We start from the raw sequence: 20,609 nt of genomic DNA, 5'->3' as shown, positions 1-20,609 counted from the left end.
GGATTGCTTCACCGTCCTGTTTAGCTGAGCGACTTCAAAATGCTCTCGACCATCTTCTTGGCGTCGCCGAAGAGCATCATTGTATTCGGCTTGAAAAACAGTTCGTTCTCGACGCCGGCATAGCCGGAGCCCATGCCGCGTTTGATGAAGAGCACGGTCTTGGCTTTTTCGACATCGAGGATCGGCATGCCATAGATCGGCGAGGTCTTGTCCGTCTTCGCCGCCGGATTGGTCACGTCATTGGCGCCGATGACGAAGGCGACATCGGCCTGGGCGAATTCGGCGTTGATGTCCTCGAGCTCGAAGACTTCGTCGTAGGGCACATTGGCCTCGGCCAGCAGCACGTTCATGTGGCCGGGCATACGGCCGGCGACCGGATGGATCGCATATCTGACGTCAACGCCCTCTTTCTTGAGGCGATCGGCCATCTCGCGCAAAGCGTGCTGCGCCTGTGCCACCGCCATGCCGTAGCCCGGCACGATGATCACCTTGCCGGCATTCTCCAGAATGAAGGCGGCATCCTCCGCCGAGCCCTGCTTCACCGGCCGCGTCTCGACATGGCCCGCGGCGGCCGCTGTCTCGCCGCCGAAACCGCCGAGGATCACCGAGATGAAGGAGCGGTTCATCGCCTTGCACATGATGTAGGAAAGGATCGCGCCCGAGGAGCCGACAAGGGCGCCGGTGATGATGAGCGCCAGATTGCCGAGCGTGAAGCCGATGCCCGCCGCCGCCCAGCCGGAATAGGAATTGAGCATCGAGACGACGACCGGCATGTCGGCGCCGCCGATCGGCACGATGATCAAGAGGCCGATGACGAAGGAGACGATGGCGATCAGCCAGAACAGCAGCGGGTTCTGGCTCGTCACAAACAGTACGATGAGCACGACGAGCAGCACCGCCAGCGCGATATTGATCGCGTGGCGTTGCGGCAGCAGGATCGGCGCGCCGGACATGCGCCCATCGAGCTTGAGGAAGGCGATGACGGAGCCGGTGAAGGTGATGGCGCCGATGGCGAGGCCGATCGACATTTCGATCAGGCTCTGGGTGTGGATGTCACCCGGTGTGCCGATGCCGAAGGCCTGCGGCGCATAGAGCGCGCCCGCCGCGACGAAGACGGCGGCGAGGCCGACCAGCGCGTGAAATGAGGCGACGAGCTGCGGCATGGCCGTCATCGCCACGGTACGCGCCCGCCAGGCGCCGATGCCGCCGCCGATGGCAATGCCGGCGACGACGAAAATCCAGGCCGAGAGCCCCGACGGCAGGCGATAGAGCAGCGTCGTGACGATGGCGATGGCCATGCCGACGATGCCGAAAAGATTGCCGCGCCGCGAGGTCGACGGCGAGGAGAGGCCGCGCAGGGCCAGGATGAAAAGAACGCCCGAGGCGAGATAAAGCAGGGCGGCGAGATTGCCGGACATCTCGATCAACCCTTCTTCTTGTACATCGACAGCATTCGCTCGGTGACGAGGAAGCCGCCAAATATGTTCACCGAGGCGAGGATGAGCGCGATGAAGCCGAAGATGCGCGCAAGAATCGAGCCGTCATCGCCCGGCGTCGAGACGTCGACGCCGACCGAGAGCAGCGCGCCGACGACGATGACCGAGGAGATCGCGTTCGTCACCGACATCAGCGGCGTATGCAGGGCGGGCGTGACCGCCCAGACGACGAAATAGCCGACGAAGACCGCGAGCACGAAGATCGCGAAGCGGAAGACGAAGGGATCGACCGCCCCGCCGGTCGCGGCATGCGCCGTCGCGCCGGCGATATGCGAGAGCTGGTCGGCATAGCCTTGCGCGGCATCTGCTGCGTGCTGCGCGGCCGCCGCCGCGGCCTTCGCGTGGTCGAGAAGCTGCTGCGGAGTTTCATTCGCCATATGTCTACTCCCGAACGCGGTCAGGCGGGCTTTTGGAAATTGGGATGGACGAGCGCGCCGTCCTTGGTCAGCAAGGTCGCCTTGACGATCTCATCGTCCCAATTGACGGCGAGCGTCTTGTTCGTCTTGTCGATGAAGGCGTCGGCAAAGGCGAGCAGATTGCGCGCATAGAGCGAGGAGGCGGTCGCCGCGAGCCGGCCGGCGATATTGAGATAGCCGAGAATGGTAACGCCATTGCCGGTCACGAATTTCTCGCCGGGGCGTGTCAGCGCCGTATTGCCGCCGCGCTCGGCGGCGAGATCGACGATCACCGAGCCCGGCCGCATCGCCGCGATCATGTCCTCGGTGATGAGCTTCGGCGCCGGGCGCCCGGGGATCAGTGCCGTGGTGATGACGATGTCCTGCTTGGCGATATGCGAGGCGGTCAGCGCCTTCTGTTTTTCCTGATAGGCGGCCGACATTTCCTTGGCATAGCCGCCGGCCGTCTCGGCCTGTTTGAATTCCTCGTCCTCGACGGCGATAAATTTGGCGCCGAGCGATTCGACCTGCTCCTTGGTCGCGGGCCGCACGTCGGTCGCGGTGACGATGGCGCCGATCCGCCGCGCGGTCGCGATCGCCTGCAATCCGGCGACGCCGACGCCCATGATGAAGGCCTTGGCCGCCGGCACCGTGCCCGCCGCCGTCATCATCATCGGCACGGCGCGGCCATATTCGGCGGCGGCATCGATGACCGCACGATAGCCGGCGAGATTTGCCTGGCTCGATAGCACGTCCATCACCTGCGCGCGGGTGATGCGCGGCGTCAGCTCCATGGCGAAGGCATCGACACCCGCGTCGGCCAATTGCTGCAGCGCGTCGACATGGCCGTAGGGGTCGAGAATAGCGAGCAGCAGCGCGCCTTTTTTGGCACCGGCGAGTTCCGAACCGGCCGGCCGGCGCACGCGCAGGATGATATCGGCATCCGCGAGGGTCGCCGCCGGGCCTTGCGCGATGGTGGCGCCGGCGGCACTGTAATCGGCGTCGAGAAACGAGGATTTGAGCCCCGCCCCCGATTCGACTGTAACGCTCGCGCCCAGTCCGATGAATTTCTTAACGGTCTCCGGCGTCGCGGCGACCCTGGCTTCGGCGGGGTCGGTTTCGGCAGGCACGGCTATACGCATGGGATGGACTTCCGATCACATGAGTAAAATCAAAAGGACAAAATGCGCGCTTCCGCAGGCCCCGCTATCGCGAATCCGGCGAAGGCATGTTCCTCCCTGCCACAGCCGCGCGGCCACCGGCCGAGATAGGCGGCTGGGCAGAAAATGATGTGATTCTATAGGGTTACGATGGCGAGAACGACCAGGATCAGGGCCACGATAATGGCGCCGTATTTCATTCCGTTGATGAACAGCCGATAGGTATGGAGATGCTCGGCAAAATCGGCGGCATCGGACGGTGCGGCGGTAAGCTGGCTAGCCATGGTTCCTCCCCTTAACGGCTCTTCATACGGGATCATTCATCGCAATCGGTGCGGCGCCGTCAAGGGGCCTTAAAGTCCGGGGCCGCGAAAACGCCCGTAAACCGTCTCCCCGCTTCCCATTTGACCTGCCGCAGAGGCGGGAGGATCGTTATTAGGCTAGAGTGCCAGAGTCGGTCATCGTTAAAGGGGAGATGCATCATGAGCCTTAACTCAACGCTCGATGGCGTGGAGCAACGTGTCGAGTCGACGCTCAAGCGCCATTCGACCTATTTTCTTATTGAAGGGATCGTCTTGATCCTGCTCGGCGTAGCGGCCATCGCCGTCCCGCTGATCGCGACCCTGGCGTTTACGATCTTCTTCGGCTGGCTGCTGCTGATCAGCGGCGTCGTGGGTCTCGTTTCGACCTTTTCCACCCGCCCGGCCCCCGGCTTCTGGTGGTCACTGCTGTCGGCGATCCTGGCCCTTGTGGTCGGCTTCCTGCTGATCGCCAAGCCGGTCAACGGCGCCGTGTCTCTCACGCTGCTGCTGATCGTGTTCTTCGTCATCGAGGGCTTTTCCTCGATCGTCTTCGCCAGCGAAAACCGGCAGAGCCTGCCCGGCCGCTGGGGTTGGCTGGTGACGAGCGGCGTGGTCGATATCATTCTTGCCGCGATGATCTTCCTGCAACTGCCGAGTTCGGCCGTCTGGGCGATCGGTCTGCTCCTCGGCATCAATCTGGTGTTCGGCGGCGCGAGCCTCATCGTCATCGCCCTCGACGCCAAAAAGCTTTTGCCGCCGACCTGACCGGGCAAAGGAAGCGGATGGCATTTTCAACGCGGGCGCACGCTTCTTTGGAGCAGGCGCGCGCTTATTTGGACCGGGCTTGGGCGTCGGCGGGTCTGGCGGGACGGCGGCTGCAAGTGCGCCACAGTCTGCGCATGACCGTCGCCGCCGTCCTCGCCTTCGGCCTTTCGCAATTATTGCATCTGCCCTGGGCGCTCTGGGCCGTGCTGACCTCGGTGATCGTGACGCAGTTGAGCGTCGGCAAATCGCTGATCGCGACGGTCGATTACATGATCGGAACGATCGGCGGCGGCGTTTACAGCGGCATTGTCGGCATGATCATGCCGCATGCCACCAATCTCGAAATCGCCATCACCCTGGCGATCGCGATCGCGCCTCTCTCGTTGCTCGCGAGCGCCAATTCGCGCTTCGCCGCCGCGCCCTTCACCGCCGTGATGGTGCTGCTTCTGCCGACCGTCACGCATGCGAGTTCGGCGCAATCGGCTTTCTTCCGGGTCATCGAAGTGGCGGTCGGCTGCATGGCGGCGCTCGCCGTCTCCTTCTTCGTGCTGCCGCAACGCGCCCATAACCTCCTCTACGAAGCCGTGGCGCGAATTCTCGCCAAAATGTCCGATCTGCTGCCGGTGCTCATCGCGGATATGCACGCCCGCCGTCCCGATACGCCGGCCCGGCGTCTGCAAGGCGAGATCGGCGCCGCGTTCCGGCAATTGGCCGCGGTCAGCACCGAAGCGGCGCGGGAACGATCCGCCTATTTCAATGTAGACCCGGACCCGCAGCCGCTGATCGATCTCGTTCTGCGCCTGCGTCACGATATTGTCATGGTGGGCCGTGCCGCGGCTGAGCCTTTGCCCCCCGACATCCTGCAGCATCTCGACGGGCCGATCGACCAATTCGGCGCCGCCGCGCGGGACTTTCTACAGGGGAGCGCCGCCGCGTTGATGGCACGCCGCGCGCCGCCGCCGCTCGCCGGGATCGAGACGGCTTATGCCGCCTTTTCGGAGACTTTTACCGGCCTTCGCAGCGACGGCCTGTTGCGGAACTTATCAACCGACACGGCCGAGCGCATCTTCGCGCTGGCCTTTTCCTTCGAGCAGATGCGCGCTGATTTTGCCGCGCTCGCCGGCTACATCTGCAAGGCGGCGAACATCCCCCAAACGGATGAGACAAAAAATTCCGACGCGAAAATTGATGAAATCGCTTAGAACCGTCCAGCGGCCGCATTAAATGAGGCTTCGTCAAGCGGCCGCGCCCCCCGTACCACGACGGCCAGTCTTTGTGTGTTGCCGTCTGTGGCGAAAGAGGAGATGGGAATGGCCAATAAATCCGGCTCAAAAAAAAGCGGCGCGAATGCAGTCCCCCCGGCGTTGTCGACGCCCTCCGGCTTCGGCTCCAATGCAGTGCGCGATATAGCCGCCGCGCTCAACCTTGCCCTTGCCGACGTGTTTGCGCTCTATCTCAAGACCAAGAACTTCCATTGGCATATGAGCGGACCGCATTTCCGCGATTATCACCTGCTGCTCGACGAGCAATCCGACCAGATTTTCGCGATGACGGACGTGATCGCCGAACGGGTCCGCAAGGTCGGCGGCCTGACGCTGCATTCGATCGGCGAGATCTCCCGCAACCAGCGCATTCTCGACAATGACGCGCCCTTCGTCGACCCGCAGGATATGCTCGCCGAGTTGCGCGAAGACAATGCCACGCTCGCCAAGAGTCTGCGCGGGGCGCACGAGGTCGCCGAGGAACATGGCGACGTGGCGACGACGAGCCAGCTCGAAATCTATATCGACGAGACCGAGCGGCGGACCTGGTTCCTGGCCGAAGCGAGCCGCATCCCACCGCATTCGGCTTAGTCCCGTAGCCAACTCCAAACAAAGCGGGTGTTTCCCGTCGAACGGGAAACACCCAAAGTAGGGGGCATCCGGATCAGAGATCCGGGCCCTTCAGGACGGCACTGTCGTTGCTGCCCCGAAGTCCTGTAAGCGTGTCGGCTGGCCTCGTCGTCGTGCTCCGGGGGACGTTAACTTTTTCGTGATCGAGGAAAAGTTCTTATTTCGCCAGAGGTTTATGGAATATTTGGCGAAAAAATCCGGGAAGTTTTTACAGCCAAGCTTGGATAATCTTCCAAGTCTCTGAGCCAATCGGGCGAAATGCCCCCAAAGCGTGAGACTCGCGCGGAAATCTTCCTTCGTACTTGATTTACAGCGGAAAAGTCCGGGCTGCACACCGGGTTATGGCTTGCGCAAGCTTGCGCATTCGCTCATCTTTTTGTTTTGCGCGCCGCGGTAGAGGCGTTCCGGCTGGCGTGCATCAAAGGCCTGACGTTTGCTTCTGGAGCGTTATGGACCAGCGGCTGAAATTTCGGGCTCGCTCCCGGGCCCGCGAAATATCGCCCGGCTTCTTGCGCCGGCTTGGCGGCTGCCTCCTGTTTATCTCTGTGACCGCGGCTCCCGTCCACGCCCAATCCTGGTCTGCGGCCAAATCCGCACAGATAGACCAGATCGTCGCCCATTTCCGCGAGCTGAATGGCGCCGACGAGGCGACGCTGCCGAGCCTCAGTCTCTCGATCGGCATCGATGGCCGGCTGGTGGCAGCGAAAGGCTATGGCTCGAGCGACGGCAAGCCCGTCACCGGCAACACGCTCTACGAAATCGGCTCGATCACCAAGCAGTTCACCGCCGCGGCCGCCCTGGAGATGATCCGCAGCGGCGCCGTTGTCGGGCATTCCGGGACGAAGCTTTCGCTCGCGACGCCGCTTTCCGCGGTTTTTGGCGATGGCCAGTATTGGAAGGCGCAACCCTGGCTGACCGTCGGCCGCCTGCTGACGATGCGGTCCAACCTGCCGAATTTCACCCGACGGCCGCCGGATGGCGCAGACCCCTGGCAGCCAATCAGCGACAGCGCGCTGTTTCACGACATCGAAACGCAGCCGCCGTCCGAGCAATCGGACGATTTCGACTACAGCAACACCAATTACTTCCTGCTCGCTGAGTTGATGGAGCAGAGCCTCCAGCCCGGCCAGACACGCCCGCAGACCTATCACGACCTGCTGCGCCGGCGGATCTTCGAGCCTGCAGGCATGGCCAACACACGGTTCATCGACGATCAGCAGGCCACTTTCGACCCCGACGCCTCCACCCTGTCGGCCCCGATCTCGGCGGCGCTGAAGGTGCAGTCGGCGACATTGGCACTGCCGGATTATGGCCGCCGCCTGCGGCCGGCCTTCACTCATCCGGACTGGCTGAAGGGGAGTGCCGATGCCGTCAGCACCGCGCTCGACCTCTTCGCCTGGGACAAGGCGCTGATGGACCCGAAGATCGTGCCGGCCGCCGTCCGCGACGCCATGCTTTCCGGCCAGGCGCGGGTTTCGCCGACCCTCTATTACGGCATGGGCTGGTTTTACGAGGAGAAGGACGACAGCACCGTCTTCAGCCATTCCGGCTCGGTTCCCGGCTATACGTCCTATAACGAGATCGTCCGCCAGAAGGACGGCAGATGGTTCTGCGTCTCGATCCTCAGCAACAGCGACCAGCTCGACGGTCTCGACGACCTCGCCAATAGCATCGGCTACATCATCGGCGAGTAGCGGGTGCCGCCTTCACCTTCCGGTAAAATTGGGGAAGACCCGCGGTGCGCCAACCTGCTATAAGGGGATAATGGAACCATTTGGGTAGACAATTTCCCGACGGTTGCTTGCGAGGGTTCGTTGCCGCTGCGTCTCCTGCTCGTACGCTCTATCGCCGCCATTTTTCTCGCGACTCTGGCGCTGAGCACGCTTCTGGTCTTCTGGCGTACCTACGAGAAGGTCGAGATGGATATGAGTGCCGCGCTCGCCGCCGGGCAGCGAGCCGTCGCCAATGCCGCCGATGAGTCCGACGGCATCACCCAGCCTAGCTGGCGGCTCGAGCATATCGTCGCCAATTTCAACGGCGACCGGAATGTCCGCGCCACCCTGCAGCGCGCCGACGACAGCCAGCTGCATTCGATCCTGACGCCGCCGGCCCATACTGTCCCGCCTTTCCTCTTCAATATTCTCGCCGGGCCGCCGCATGTCGCGACCGTCGATCTGCCGGCAGCCTTGAAAAGCGCCGGCGCGCTGCGGCTCGAGACCGACGCGCACAACGACGTCGCCGGCCTCTGGGACGACGCCAAGAATCTCCTGTTCCTGCTCGCGATCTTTGCCAGCACCTGCCTGCTCGTCCTTTATTTCATGCTCGGCCGCGCGCTGCGCCCGCTCGAGGAACTGACGCATGGCTTCGCGCGGATCGGCAACGGCGATTACCGGGCGCGGGTGCCGATCTTCACGCCGCGCGAATTGGCCAAGCTCAGCGCCGGCTTCAACGATATGGCGGTGCGCCTGACCGAGATGGAGTACCGCAACCACCGCCTGCACGAACAGCTCGAAACCGTGCAAGAGGAGGAGCGCATCGAACTCGCGCGCAATCTGCACGACGACGTGAGTCCGCTTTTGTTTTCCGTCGACGTCGATGCGATGACGATCCGCGAGCTGGCACAGACCAAGGATTATCCCGCCATCGTCGAGCGCGCCCATGCGGTCCGCGGCGCCGTCGCCGAGATGAAACGCAACGTCAAGGCGATCCTCGGCCAGCTTCGCCCCTCCGGCCTGCATGCGCTCGGCCTCGCCAGCGCCATCGACAATCTTGTCTCCTATTGGAAGACGCGGCGTCCGGAGATCGCCTACAAGATCAATACGCCCGACCGGACCTGGGGGCCGCGCGTCGACGGCGCGCTCTACAGCATCGTCCGCGAAAGCCTGAACAATGCGGTGAAACATTCGCGCCCGTCGCGGATCGAGATTTCGATCGAAGAGCTTTATGCGAGCGGCTTTCTCGTCGCGCGCGTAACGGATGACGGGGCCGGTTTCGACGCCAACAATGCTTCGGGGGGATTTGGGTTGATCGGAATGAAGGAGCGCGCCGTTTTGCTCGGCGGCACGTTGACGGTCGAAAACCGCCGCGACGGCCCCGGCGTCGTGGTCACCGCCCGCCTGCCGCTGCCGGGCGAGGAAGAGGCCGAATTCGTGCAAGGGATCGCGGCGCAATGAAGATTCTTGTGATCGACGATCATGGGATCGTGCGCGAAGGCGTGCGCCGGCTGCTCGGCACCATCCCCGGCTCCGAGGTCGTCGAGGCCGGAACCGCCCAGCAGGGCTTGTCGAAACTGCGCAGCGAATCGCCCGACATCATCGTGCTCGATATCAATCTCAACGGCAGCAGCGGGCTTGAGCTTTTGCAGCGGCTGAAGAACGAGAACAAGACGACGCGCATCGTCATGTTCACCATGTACTCGGAAGCGGGATATGTTTCCCGCGCGCTGCGCGGCGGCGCCTCGGGCTATGTCAGCAAGAGCGCGCCGGCCGACGAATTGATCACTGCCGTCAAGCGCGTCGCTGCGGGGCAACGCTACGTCGACCGCGAAGCCGCCAACGAACTTGTCTTCTCCGCCTCGAACGAGGAAGACCCGTTGCAAAAACTCAGCAATCGCGAAATGGAGATTCTACGCCTGCTCGGCGAAGGCAAGAGTCTGCTCGAAATCGCCAATACGTTCGGCATTGCCTACAAGACGGTGGCGAATTCCTGCTCGCGCCTCAAGGAAAAGCTCGGCCTTGAGCGCACCACCGACCTCATCCGCTTTTCGCTGCAGAACCGTCAGGCTTGAGATCGCATCGGACCGAAAGGTGCGCGGCGGTTTTCGGAGAAATCCGATGCAGAGAAATTTAACGCGAGCGGCGCTGCATGCGGACCGGCGCCCGAACGAGCGGCGCGCATACATCGAAAATCAGCGTCCCCGCGAGATAGCCGACCTGCAGGCTTATGGCGAACAAGAGCCCGGCAAGCACGCCGCTCATCGCCGGAAGTGCCGCCACATGGGCGAAGGCCGCGATCGCGACGAGGCCGGCGAAGGTGACCACGCCGAGGATCAGAAACTGGTAGCGCGTTGCGAGCGCGACGCCGAAAGCGAAAGAGATAAGCCCAAGCCCAATCATTGGAGCCTCCACCCCGAGGATGCTCCGCGTCGCGATAACAAAAAGTTAACGCGGGGCCCCTGCCAGGAGAACGGCGCCGCGGCGTTCCCGTTCCCGGCGCCGGCGATTTAAGACCGAAAGGCTGATCCGTACCTTACCGGCCCAAGCTTCACTGGCTGGACTTCCGGGCGAGAAGCGCGATCGGACGGCTTGAAATCCGGCGCCGGATTGGGTGCTCAACTCTTTTTTGGCGCAGTGTTGCAGTTCGGCAGCGCTAAATTAGGTTAAGCAGTCTGACGGCTGGAGTTCTGACCTTGCGCATCCTCACCTTTGCTTCTCTCGTCTTCCTCGGTTTGCTCGCCCCGGCGCTCGCCAGCCGCGCGGCCTATGCGGTCAATCAGGTGCCGGTCCTCGATATCGGGCGAACCTGCCGCGCGGCGCAGGACTACGGCATGAACGATCCCAAGGAGACCTATCGCAACTGTATGCTGGACGAGAAGGAGGCGCGCACGCAGCTCGGCCAGAAATGGTCGAAGTTCAAGGCCACGAGCCGGCGCGGCTGCGTCCCGCCGCATCCCATCCCGAGCTATGTCGAAATGCTGACCTGCCTGGAGATGGATCAGAACACCCTCGTGCCTTACCAGGGCGGCGTTGGCGCGGCCGGCGGAACGAGCAGCTACACACATGATTCGGCGCAGCCGCGCCCCGCGATGTCCCCAGGCCCACGCCCCGCGGGCTCCTTCTAGACGCCCGAAACGGCCGCGTTTTTAAGTTCTTCTTTACGATTTAAGCCTTCCGCGCCCGGCACATAGACGGGATCGTTGATTTTTGCATTGCTGATCCGCCTTTCTGTCGCGGATTTATCACATAGCCCCGCCAAATGCGTTGGATAGACGCAGAGCCTATCGACCGATTTGGGAAAATCTCTAGGATCGGTTTCCGGAATAACGCGACTCAATAATAGTTCTCAGGGGGACATTAATGATAAAAACTCCATCCGAGTCTCGCCGCAGCGGCCGCCTTGCGCGGATGGTCGTGTTTGCAGCGGCGGCGGCGATGGGCATGGCCGCGATCGGCCAGGCTCGCGCGGACGTGACCGATCAATTGCTTGATCAATTGCGCGCCAAAGGCGTGCTGACCCGTGGCGAATACTCCAAGCTGAAGACCCGCCATGCGGCCGAAAAGGCCGAGATGGGCCGGCCGCGCCACTACTCGAAGGACGGCGTCGTCGTCGTTCCGGACGACCGCTATCTCACCCGCCTCGACAAGGGCATCGGCTTCCACATCCCGGGCCTCGTCACCAAGGAAGGTGAAGTCGGCGCGATCGATGTGAAGATCTCCGGCGACCTCGTGTTCGGCGCCGACGAGACCTTCGACGCCTATGCCGGCGGCAATCGAAACGCTACGAGCCACATGACTGGCGGCCTTGTGACGGCCAGCCCGAACCAGCCTTATAACTCCATCCAGGCGGGCCTGCTGCCGAGCGCCATCGTGCTCTCGATCGCGACCAACCAGATGGGCTATGACCTCGGCTTCACGATCGGCGCCTATACCGGCGGCAATAACGTGTATCCGAATTCCGCGAACGCCAACGGCGGCGGCTCGCCGGTCGCCCTCGGCACGCCCGGCATCGATCTCCGCCAGGTCTTCGGCACGGTCGGCACGCCGACCTTCGGCTCGGTCAAGATCGGCCGCGATCTCGGCCTCTTCGGCTCGGACGCGATCCTGAACGACGCGACCCTGCTCGGCCTTGGCTCGCCGCTGACGACTAATGCGCCGAGCAATACGTCGCTCGGCCGTATCGGCGTGGGCTATGTCTATGCGGACTGGATCCCGCAGGTGACCTACACGACGCCGGACTTCAACGGCTTCACGGCGTCGATCGGCGCCTTTACACCGCTGGATTCGACGGGTGGCATTTATACCTCCACCACCTACACCGGCCATGAGCTGCCGCAGGTTCAGGCCCAGATCAAGTGGAAGGGCAATATTGCGCCCGGCGTCGGCCTGACCCTGTCCGGCGACGGTGTGTGGCAGCAACAGAAGAACGACCCAGCTACCGGCTCGGAGATCTTCGGGCCGACGGGTACCAGCGCCAACAGCTGGGGCGTGGACGGCTTCGGCAAGTTGGACGTCGCGGGCTTCAGCTTCGTGGCCTATGGCTATTATGGCGAAGGTCTCGGCACGACCGGTCTCTTCCTGAGCGGCTTCGACAGCTTCGGCGATCCGCGCAAGAGCGAGGGCGGCTACGTCCAGGGTTCGTATACCTGGGATAAGTTCACCTTCGGCGCGAGCTGGGGTGTCAGCCAGCTGAACCCGACAGCCGCCGAATGGAGCATCGGCACGGCAGATGGCTTGGTCAAGGACAACGAGAGCATCATTGGCTTTGCCCGCTATCAGTTGACGCCTTGGATGGCCCTGCAGGCTGAATTCGGCCATACGTGGGCCACCAACTGGGGTGGCTACAAGCTGAGCGAAGACGACATCTGGCTCGGCACGGCCTGGTTCTTCTAAGCCGCTCGCAAGAGCCTGAAATCAGAGCGCCGGAGGGGCAACCCTCCGGCGCTTTTCTTTTGCGTGCACCGTGAGGATCATCCCGCCCCCCGAAAACCACGTAAGTTCATGAGGAGAGAGGGAAAACTGTCATTAAAGTGCAACTCGACTCGGCCAAGGACAAGACGTCTTAACGGGAGTCGGAACCGTGGCGAAAAAGCACCTCGACAGCATCGCGGTCCGGACACTTTTTCTGTCCGATCTACATTTGGGAACAAAAGGTTGCCAGGCGGGTCTCCTGCTCGATTTTCTCAAGCATTGCGAAGTCGATACGATCTATCTCGTCGGTGATGTCATCGACGGCTGGCGCTTGAAATCCGGCTGGTACTGGCCGGAGTCGCACAACAATGTCGTGCGCAAGCTGTTGAAACGCGTCCACAAAGGCGTCAAGATCATCTATATACCCGGCAACCACGACGAGTTCATGCGCGATTACGTCGGGCACAATTTCGGCGGCATCGATGTGATGAATACCGCGATCCACGAAGCGGCCGACGGCAAACGCTATTTTGTCATGCATGGCGACCAGTTCGATCTCGTCGTCCGGCATGCGCCTTGGCTCGCCATGCTCGGCGATGGAGCTTATGATTTGGCGCTGGGGATCAACACTTATCTCAACATGGTCCGCCGCCGGCTCGGCCTCGATTACTGGTCGCTGTCGTCCTGGGCGAAGCTGAAGGTGAAGAGCGCCGTCAACCACATCGGCCGGTTCGAATCCGCGCTTTCGGGCGAGGCGCGCCGGCGCGACGTCTTCGGCATCATCTGCGGCCATATCCACCATGCCGTGATTCACGACGATTTCGGCGTGCGCTACATGAATACCGGCGATTGGGTCGAGAGCTGCACCGCGCTCGTCGAGCATTTCGACGGCCGTTTTGAGATTATCCACTGGGCCGACCGGGTGCGCGAGGCGAAGGAAGCGCTGGCGGCCGCCGCTCAGCAGCCAGAGGTCGAGGCAACCGCGGCGTGACCAAGCTTCTCATTGCCACCGATGCCTGGGGGCCGCAGATCAATGGCGTCGTCCGCTCCCTCGAAAACATCGCTGCGCATGCGTCGGGCTTCGGTGTCGATGTCCGCTTTTTGACTCCGACGGATTTCTGGACCCTGCCGCTGCCGGGCTATCGCGAAATCCGTCTGGCGCTGGCGAACCCGCGCCGGGTCGCGGGCTTCATCGCCGATTTTAATCCCGACTTCATCCATATCGCGACCGAGGGGCCGATCGGCCTCGCCACGCGCCGCGCCTGCCTCGCCGGCAAGCGCACCTTTACCACCAGCTACCACACCCGCTTTCCCGAATATGTGGCCGCGCGGCTGCCGGTGCCGATCCGGATGAGCTATGCCGCCTTGCGCCGCTTCCACAGCGCTGCCGCAGGTACGATGGTGAGCTCGCCGAGCCTCGAAAACGTCCTCGCCGGGCACGGATTCCGCAATCTGATGCGCTGGTCGCGCGGCGTCGACGGCACCCTGTTCCGCCCCCGGCCGGAGAACGCTTTGGCCGACCTGCCCCGCCCCATCTTTCTCTTCGTCGGCCGTCTCGCAATCGAGAAGAACATCGAGGCCTTCCTGAAGCTCGACCTGCCCGGCTCCAAGGTCATCGTCGGCGACGGGCCCTTGCAGACGCGGCTCGCGGCAAACTATCCCAAGGCGCATTTCCTCGGCTCGCGCAGCGGCGAGGCGCTGGCGGAAATCTATTCCTCCGCCGATGTCTTCGTCTTCCCGAGCCGGACGGATACGTTCGGCATCGTCCTGCTGGAGGCTTTGGCCTCGGGCGTGCCGGTCGCCGCCTTCCCTGTCACCGGGCCGCTCGATGTGATCGGCGATTCCGGCGCCGGTGTCCTGAGCCACGATCTGCGCGAGGCGGCGCTGCGCGCGCTCGACATCTCCCGCGAGCATTGCCGCAGATATGCGGCGAAGTTCACCTGGAAGGAAAGCGCGCGGCAGTTCTTCGACAATATAAACGTCGCGCAGAATCGCGGCCTGGCGATCCCGCTCGCTGATCTCGCCGAACCCGCCTAGGCAGGCTCACCCCTCGCCTTGCCACCGCTCGCCGGCGAGATCGCTGCGGGCGCGTTCCAGCTCTTCGGTATAGCGGCGCAGCACATGCGCCTCAGTGAGCAAGCCGATCGGCTTCAGGCTCGCGAGAGCGTCGACGACGACAAGGGCCTCGCTTTCCGTCCGCTCGAAGAGTTCGGCCGCTTCCTTGATGTTCAGTTCCGGCCGCAACACGGTTTTCGACGCGCGGAAGAGCTGCGCGAGCGGCATTGACGCCGAGGCGGTCGCGGCGGTGGCGAGATGTGCGTCGGCGACGGAAATCAGCCCGGCATAACGGCCCTCGGCATCGACGGCGGCAACCCAGCTCGTTGCGCCGAGTGGAAATTCCGCCTTGAAATCGGCAAGGCTGCGGTCGGCGGGCGTCACATGCAGATCGAGGCGCATCAACCGGCCGACCGTCAGCGACCGCATCCAGCCGATATCCTGTGCACTGCGGATCGATTCGCCGCGCAGATGCAGCCGCCAGGTCGCGAAGGAATAGCCGAAGGTCCGGCGCACGATGACGGAGACGAGTGTCGCGGCCATCAGGATGACGAGCGAGAGCGGAAAATCGCCGGTCGTCTCCAACGCCAGAAAGCTCATGGTCAGCGGCGCGCCGATGATCGCGACGGCGAGCGCCGCCATGCCGACGAGAATGTAAAGGGTGACGTCCGGCGCCGCGCCTGCCACCAGCAGCGGCAGAGCCCCGCAGAAGACCTTGCCCATCAGGCCGCCGAGATAGAGCGAAGCGAAAAAAAGACCGCCGCGGAAGCCCGAGCCGATCGAAATCGCCGAGGCGACCGATTTCAGCGCCACGATCGCGACGAAGGCCGCGACGCTGCCGGCCGCTCCGCGAAACAGCAGCGTGAGAGCGCCGTGCCCCGAGGCCAGCACATGCGGCGTCAGCAATGCCAGGCCGCCGACGAGAAGACCGCCGGCGATGGGCTGCAGCGCGACCGGGAGACGGCTGCGTTTGAAGATGGCTTCCACAAAGGTGACGCCGCGCATGATGGCGATGCCGACGGCGGCGCAGGCGAGCGTCAGTAGAAAGAGCGCGGCGAAATCGACCGGCGCGATCCGCCGCGCCAGCGTGAAATGGCCGACGAAACTGGCGTCTATCCCGAGCGCGCGCGAGGTGATGACGGCGCTGATCGCCGCGGCGATGACCGGCGCGAGGCCGAAGGACGTATACGTGCCGATGATGAGTTCGAAAGCATAAAAGGCGCCGGTCAGCGGTGCCTGGAAGGCGGCGGCAATGGCGCCCGCAGCCCCGCAGCCGACGAGCGCGCGCATGTCCGCGCGGCGCATTTTGAAGAGGCTTCCCAGCGTCGAGCCGAAGCCCGCGCCGATCTGCGTATAGCCCGCCTCGAGCCCGACCGAGGCGCCGAAGCCGCAGGAGACGATTGTTTGCAAGGCGATGAGAATGCTGTCGATGAGCGACATGCGGCCGCCCCGCAGCGCATTGGCCTCGATCGCATCCACCGGCCGGCGCGGCCGCCAGCGCTTGATGAAAATCCCGGTGAGGCCGAGGAGCGCGCCGCCGAACGCGGGCACTAAGGCAAAATAGGGCGAACGCAATTCTTCCGCGCCGCTGAGGCGGGAATTGCCGGGAAGGCCGAAACAATACTGATGAATCAGTTGGACGGCATCGGATGTGAGGGCGACGAACACCGCCGCAGCGACGCCGGTCGCGACCGCCAGAAGAATAAGCGCCAGTTCGCTTCGCCGCGCCAGACCGCGCCAGCGCGCGACGGCATTGGCCGGTTCGGCTTTTTCGCCAGAGGCGGTAACGGCAAGGTCCATCGCCTTCCCCGTTAGAGCGAGATGCGAAAAAGTGGATGCCGGTTTTTCAACGCGATCAAGTTTACGCAGGTTGCGCAAACTTATCTGCCAATCCCGCTCTAGCCTATCCGAACCGATCGCGCCATAGGAGGCCGGCGCAGAGGGAAGGCAATTGCTGCTGCGGCTTTACGCGGCTTCGGCTGCCGAGGCCGGCAGGACATGGTCGAGAGCGATCCAGCTGATCATGCGCCCGTCGATGGCCAGAACGCCGCGCGTAAACGATCGCGCCATTTCGGAGGCGACATCCGGCGTCGGCTGGATGTCCGATTCGGCGACCGTCAGAATATCGAGCACGGCATCGACGAGAAGTCCAACGACCTGGCGCTCGACCTGAACGACCATGATGACATGGCGCACGGTCGGGTCCGTAGCCGGAAAGCCAAGCCGCGCCGCGAGATCAACGATCGGCAGAACCGCGCCGCGCAGATTGATGACGCCGCGCACGAAGCTCGGTGCCCGCGGCAGAACGGTCGCCGGCGTAAAGCCGCGGATTTCGCGCACCGACATGATGTCCACGCAGAATTCCTGCGCCCCGATGCGAAAGGCAATCAGTTCGCGCCTTTGGGTCTTGTCTGCCTGCGGCTCGTCCATGGAAATCACCATCGAAATGCGCCCGCCCTCCTGACCGGCACGGGCCTCGGTCTACAAAATTGGCAGAAAGTGATGAACAAGTCGTAGTAGCGGACGGCTTTTGCCGTGCGGCCGCACGGCCGAAGCGGGTGCTGGATTGATCGCGAAAACCGGCGCAAACTCCGGCGGTTTTTCAGCCCAGAGCGGGATGCGAAAAAGTGGATAGCGGTTTTTCGCATAAATCCCACTCTAATATACTGGAATCGATCGCGTTATATCTGTTCAGGCTGAATCAGCCTGAACACATCGCGATCTAGGCGCGCTTTCTTGTCCGCATGGCCCGGCATTTTCGTCTGTCTCGTCGGCCCGAGCGGCGCCGGCAAGGATACGTTGCTGCGGCTCGCCCGCGAAAAGCTGGCGGTGGAACCTGGCTTCAGCTTTCCCCGCCGCGGCGTCACCCGGCCCCCTTCTGCACATGAAGAGCATACCGAACTCGGTGAAGAGACTTTTGCCGAAGGACTCCGCGATGGCCGTTTCGCGCTGGCCTGGCGGGCGCACGGCCTCGGCTATGCGATCGGCCGCGACGTTCTGCCGGCACTCGCCGCCGGCGATGTCGTGATCTGCAATGTCTCACGCGATGTGATCGCGGCGGCCCGGCAGAACTTTCCCCATGTCGCCGCCGTGCTGGTCACGGCATCCGACCATGAACTCGCCCGGCGCCTGATCGCGCGCGGCCGTGAAACGTCCGCCGACATCGACCAGAGGCTGGCGCGCAACCGCGACGTCTTCAAACATTTCGTCGCGGATTTCGTCATCGATAATTCCGGTGCTCTCCCGGAAGCTGCCGAAAAGCTCGCCGCGATTCTCCGCGCGCTGCGCTCTGCGGAAAGGCGCGAGACGGCCGCCGGCAGCATGAATAATCTAATATAAATCAATATTATAGGAGATGTATGCGCGAGCGGCCAGATCCATTTCACAATTAAATCACGTATTTACATATAATTTCTATCGAAATAATGTATTATAATTATCTGGCAGGGGAGCTCGATACAATGACTGATACTACAGCCTCGCATGTTGAAAGCGCGGCGGTACACCTCAACGAAGATTGGGTGTCCGCAATTATTGGCGTCACCATTTTTGTCCTCGCTTTGCTCGGCTTGAGCGGCGTCGACCTGCTTGGGTGGGCCGCGACCACGAAAATCTGGACCGTGCCCAGCGCGGCGCTCGCGCCGATCGGCAAATCCTACGCGGCGCTCGGCGGCTTGCCCGCGCTGGTTTTGACCTATCTGGCCTTTCTCGGCGTCCTGACAGGCGCCGCCGCAGTGCTGGGCGCCAATGTCCGCCGCTTCGCGCTGGCCTTCAGTGCTGTATTCTGGCTCGGCTATATCGCCTGGATCATCGGCAGCTACGCCCATATCGCCGCGGCGACTCCGGCGGATATCGCCAAGACGGGCGTCAGCTGGTCGCTGCACCTGACGCCGGAAGGCGGCCTCATTCTCGCCCTCGTCGCCGGCCTCATCGTCGGCAATTTCTTCCCGAACTTCGCCACCTGGCTGAACGAGGCAATCCGTCCGGAATTCTACGTGAAGACCGCCATTGTCATCCTCGGCGGCGTGATCGCCATCACGGTCGCGGGCAAGCTCAATCTGGCTTCGTCCGTCTTCCTGCGTTCGCTCGCGGCAATCGTCGAGGCCTATCTGATCTATTGGCCTGTCGTCTATTACATCTCGCGCAAATATTTCGGCTTCTCACGCGAGGCGGCGGTGCCGCTCGCCTCGGGCATTTCGATCTGCGGCGTCGCCGCGGCGATCGCCACCGGCAGCGCCATCCGCGCCCGCCCGCAAGTCGCCGTGCTGGTCTCCTCGCTCGTCGTCATCTTCGCGGTGGTCGAGCTTCTGCTGCTGCCGTTCCTCGCCAATACGTTCTTGTCACATGAGCCGCTCGTCGCGGCGAGCTGGCTGGGCCTGGCGGTGAAGACCGACGGCGCGGCGGTGGCCGCAGGCGGCATCGCCGAATCGCTGATCTCGGCGAAAAACGCCGCGGCGGGCATCCACTACGCGCCGGGCTGGATTCTCGGCACGACGACGACGATCAAGGTCTTCATCGATGTCTTCATCGGCATCTGGGCTTTCATTCTCGCCCATATCTGGACGACCTATATCAACCCGACGACACCGGGCGGCAAGGCCAAGCTTTCGGAGATCTGGGAGCGCTTTCCCAAGTTCATCCTCGGGTTCATCCTCACCTTCGCCCTCGGCCTTGTCGTGACGCTCAGCCTCGGCAAGGGGCAGGCGCTGGCGCTGAAAGCCGTCGCTGACGAGGCGAGCGTCTTCCGCGTCCTCTTCTTCGTCCTAACCTTCTTCTCGATCGGTGTGCTGTCCGACTTCCGCCGCCTCTGGGCGGACGGCCTTGGCAAGCTCGCCGCCGTCTATGTCGTCAGCCTGTTCGGCTTCGTCATCTGGGTCGGCCTGCTCATTTCGTGGCTGTTCTTCCACGGTGTGAAGCCGCCGCTGGCCGGCTGATCCCATCAACGTCTCAGGAGAGCACAATGTCCCAACTTGATCTGAAGGCCGAAGTTCAGGGCAGCCAGCCCGAGCCGCTTCTGCCGATCGAAAAAAAGCTCATCGGCATCAGCCTTGGACTCGGAATAGTCCTATTGGCGATTCTGATCGTCGTTAACGCCCTCGGCGTGCTTTAGAAGCGCTGAAAAGAACGGACCCTCAGCGGCCGGAGACGACTCAATCCGTCATCTCCGGCCGTACTGTCATCCGCGCGACACGCAAGCACAAAATCGTCGGCCGCGCGTTTCGGGCAAGTGCGGAAAACCGGCCCGGCGCTCACGTCAAATCCGTGTAAATTCAACTTGACATTTCGCGCTCACGGCACGCGGTGGACGGCGCATACCGACAAGAAGAAGTTCTTGCAGGCGGAGGCGAAGCGGGCCTAACATTGCGTATGGCCGAGACGCTGATCACCATCCGCGACGCGCGCGAAAGAGATGCCGAGGCAATCGCCGAAGTGCATGATGCGGCGTGGCGGCATGCGTATCGCGGCATCATTCCCGGCCGTGAACTTGAGCGGATGATCGCGCGGCGCGGGCCGAGCTGGTGGCGCTCCGCCATCCAGCGGCGTTCGCGCCTTGTCGTGCTCGATTTCGACGATGCGATCGGCGGCTATGCGAGCTATGGCCGCAACCGCGTGCCGGCGATGAATTTCGGCGGCGAGATTTTCGAGCTTTACATTGCGCCGGAGTTTCAGGGCCTCGGCTTCGGCAAACGGCTGTTCGGCGCCGCCCGAAAAGACCTTGCCGAACACGGCTATGCCTCCTTTCTGGTCTGGGCGCTGGCCGATAACGAACCGGCGCTCGATTTCTACACCCGGCTGGGCGGCAAAGTCGTGCGCCGCGCCTATGAGCGCTTTGGCAGCGAGCAACGCGAGCGCGTCGCCTTCGCTTTTCAATAGCGGCGCGATCGGGTACTAGAGCGTCCTCCGGGAAAAGGCGCATG

At 63.0% G+C, this 20,609-nt stretch carries 22 protein-coding genes; 14 read left to right on the top strand and 8 right to left on the bottom strand.

Annotated elements, in window-relative coordinates; translation table 11 throughout:
* Nucleotides 1-20: 20 nt before the first annotated feature.
* The 4 genes from CWB41_RS07705 to CWB41_RS07690 form a co-directional block, all read right to left on the bottom strand.
* Nucleotides 21-1,418, bottom strand: a complete 1,398-nt coding sequence (locus CWB41_RS07705; protein WP_115835454.1) for an NAD(P)(+) transhydrogenase (Re/Si-specific) subunit beta — start codon at nt 1,416-1,418, stop codon at nt 21-23.
* Nucleotides 1,419-1,423: 5 nt separating this feature from the next.
* Complete coding sequence (locus CWB41_RS07700) at nt 1,424-1,873, bottom strand: proton-translocating transhydrogenase family protein (RefSeq protein WP_115834833.1); 450 nt, start codon at nt 1,871-1,873, stop codon at nt 1,424-1,426.
* A gap of 20 nt (nt 1,874-1,893) precedes the next feature.
* Entirely contained in the window at nt 1,894-3,033 is a 1,140-nt protein-coding gene (locus tag CWB41_RS07695) for a Re/Si-specific NAD(P)(+) transhydrogenase subunit alpha (RefSeq protein ID WP_115834834.1), read from the bottom strand.
* 155 nt (nt 3,034-3,188) lie between these two features.
* Entirely contained in the window at nt 3,189-3,335 is a 147-nt protein-coding gene (locus CWB41_RS07690) for an aa3-type cytochrome c oxidase subunit IV (protein ID WP_115835455.1), read from the bottom strand.
* A 198-nt stretch (nt 3,336-3,533) separates the two neighbouring features.
* Between CWB41_RS07690 and CWB41_RS07685 the strand changes: the two genes are divergently transcribed.
* The 6 genes from CWB41_RS07685 to CWB41_RS07660 all read left to right on the top strand — a co-directional run bounded on the left by CWB41_RS07685 (nt 3,534) and on the right by CWB41_RS07660 (nt 9,797).
* On the top strand, nt 3,534-4,118 hold the full coding sequence (locus CWB41_RS07685) for an HdeD family acid-resistance protein (RefSeq protein ID WP_115834835.1): 585 nt from the start codon (nt 3,534-3,536) through the stop codon (nt 4,116-4,118).
* Nucleotides 4,119-4,186: 68 nt separating this feature from the next.
* The gene (locus CWB41_RS07680; protein ID WP_165204152.1) at nt 4,187-5,320 is read left to right on the top strand and encodes an FUSC family protein; all 1,134 of its coding nucleotides are present in this window, start codon (nt 4,187-4,189) and stop codon (nt 5,318-5,320) included.
* A gap of 108 nt (nt 5,321-5,428) precedes the next feature.
* Entirely contained in the window at nt 5,429-5,971 is a 543-nt protein-coding gene (locus tag CWB41_RS07675; protein ID WP_181902929.1) for a Dps family protein, read from the top strand.
* Nucleotides 5,972-6,555: 584 nt separating this feature from the next.
* The gene (locus CWB41_RS07670) at nt 6,556-7,704 is read left to right on the top strand and encodes a serine hydrolase domain-containing protein (RefSeq protein ID WP_165204149.1); all 1,149 of its coding nucleotides are present in this window, start codon (nt 6,556-6,558) and stop codon (nt 7,702-7,704) included.
* A 120-nt stretch (nt 7,705-7,824) separates the two neighbouring features.
* Nucleotides 7,825-9,183 (top strand): sensor histidine kinase, encoded by a 1,359-nt coding sequence (locus CWB41_RS07665; protein ID WP_115834839.1) that lies wholly within the window; start codon nt 7,825-7,827, stop codon nt 9,181-9,183.
* On the top strand, nt 9,180-9,797 hold the full coding sequence (locus tag CWB41_RS07660; RefSeq protein ID WP_115834840.1) for a response regulator transcription factor: 618 nt from the start codon (nt 9,180-9,182) through the stop codon (nt 9,795-9,797). The genes CWB41_RS07665 and CWB41_RS07660 overlap by 4 nt, the downstream gene beginning before the upstream one ends.
* 58 nt (nt 9,798-9,855) lie before the next feature.
* On the opposite strand, the gene CWB41_RS07655 is transcribed toward CWB41_RS07660, so the two are convergent.
* Nucleotides 9,856-10,125, bottom strand: a complete 270-nt coding sequence (locus CWB41_RS07655) for a hypothetical protein (RefSeq protein WP_115834841.1) — start codon at nt 10,123-10,125, stop codon at nt 9,856-9,858.
* Between the two features lie 293 nt (nt 10,126-10,418).
* Between CWB41_RS07655 and CWB41_RS07650 the strand changes: the two genes are divergently transcribed.
* A complete protein-coding gene (locus CWB41_RS07650; protein ID WP_115834842.1) occupies nt 10,419-10,850 on the top strand; it encodes a hypothetical protein in 432 nt (143 codons plus the stop codon).
* On the opposite strand, the gene CWB41_RS07645 is transcribed toward CWB41_RS07650, so the two are convergent.
* Nucleotides 10,847-11,062 carry a hypothetical protein gene (locus tag CWB41_RS07645; RefSeq protein ID WP_129396442.1) on the bottom strand — a complete coding sequence of 72 codons (216 nt, stop codon included), beginning with the start codon at nt 11,060-11,062 and terminating at the stop codon, nt 10,847-10,849. The genes CWB41_RS07650 and CWB41_RS07645 overlap by 4 nt on opposite strands.
* 23 nt (nt 11,063-11,085) lie before the next feature.
* Between CWB41_RS07645 and CWB41_RS07640 the strand changes: the two genes are divergently transcribed.
* From CWB41_RS07640 to CWB41_RS07630, 3 genes are all read left to right on the top strand, one after another.
* Nucleotides 11,086-12,618: a carbohydrate porin gene (locus CWB41_RS07640; RefSeq protein WP_245441083.1), complete on the top strand. Its 1,533-nt coding sequence runs from the start codon at nt 11,086-11,088 to the stop codon at nt 12,616-12,618.
* A gap of 187 nt (nt 12,619-12,805) precedes the next feature.
* Nucleotides 12,806-13,627, top strand: coding sequence for a UDP-2,3-diacylglucosamine diphosphatase (locus CWB41_RS07635; RefSeq protein ID WP_115834843.1), 822 nt, complete (start codon nt 12,806-12,808; stop codon nt 13,625-13,627).
* Complete coding sequence (locus CWB41_RS07630) at nt 13,624-14,673, top strand: glycosyltransferase family 4 protein (RefSeq protein ID WP_115834844.1); 1,050 nt, start codon at nt 13,624-13,626, stop codon at nt 14,671-14,673. The genes CWB41_RS07635 and CWB41_RS07630 overlap by 4 nt, the downstream gene beginning before the upstream one ends.
* A gap of 6 nt (nt 14,674-14,679) precedes the next feature.
* On the opposite strand, the gene CWB41_RS07625 is transcribed toward CWB41_RS07630, so the two are convergent.
* Both CWB41_RS07625 and CWB41_RS07620 read right to left on the bottom strand, forming a co-directional pair.
* Entirely contained in the window at nt 14,680-16,491 is a 1,812-nt protein-coding gene (locus tag CWB41_RS07625; RefSeq protein WP_115834845.1) for a chloride channel protein, read from the bottom strand.
* A gap of 165 nt (nt 16,492-16,656) precedes the next feature.
* Nucleotides 16,657-17,121 (bottom strand): chemotaxis protein CheW, encoded by a 465-nt coding sequence (locus tag CWB41_RS07620; RefSeq protein ID WP_115835457.1) that lies wholly within the window; start codon nt 17,119-17,121, stop codon nt 16,657-16,659.
* Nucleotides 17,122-17,427: 306 nt separating this feature from the next.
* Here CWB41_RS07620 and phnN point away from each other — a divergent pair, with 306 nt between their 5' ends.
* From phnN to CWB41_RS07605, 4 genes are all read left to right on the top strand, one after another.
* Nucleotides 17,428-18,030: a phosphonate metabolism protein/1,5-bisphosphokinase (PRPP-forming) PhnN gene (gene phnN, locus CWB41_RS07615; RefSeq protein WP_115834846.1), complete on the top strand. Its 603-nt coding sequence runs from the start codon at nt 17,428-17,430 to the stop codon at nt 18,028-18,030.
* Nucleotides 18,031-18,152: 122 nt separating this feature from the next.
* Nucleotides 18,153-19,625: a putative sulfate exporter family transporter gene (locus CWB41_RS07610; protein ID WP_115835458.1), complete on the top strand. Its 1,473-nt coding sequence runs from the start codon at nt 18,153-18,155 to the stop codon at nt 19,623-19,625.
* A gap of 26 nt (nt 19,626-19,651) precedes the next feature.
* On the top strand, nt 19,652-19,801 hold the full coding sequence (locus CWB41_RS16155) for a hypothetical protein (protein WP_165204146.1): 150 nt from the start codon (nt 19,652-19,654) through the stop codon (nt 19,799-19,801).
* 257 nt (nt 19,802-20,058) lie between these two features.
* Entirely contained in the window at nt 20,059-20,565 is a 507-nt protein-coding gene (locus CWB41_RS07605; protein WP_115834847.1) for a GNAT family N-acetyltransferase, read from the top strand.
* The last annotated feature ends 44 nt before the right edge of the window (nt 20,566-20,609 follow it).

It is taken from the genome of Methylovirgula ligni (assembly GCF_004135935.1).
GTDB classification, from domain to species: Bacteria; Pseudomonadota; Alphaproteobacteria; order Rhizobiales; family Beijerinckiaceae; genus Methylovirgula; species Methylovirgula ligni.
Note: the sequence above shows the minus strand (reverse complement) of the source record. Positions and strands in the feature narration are given on the sequence as shown.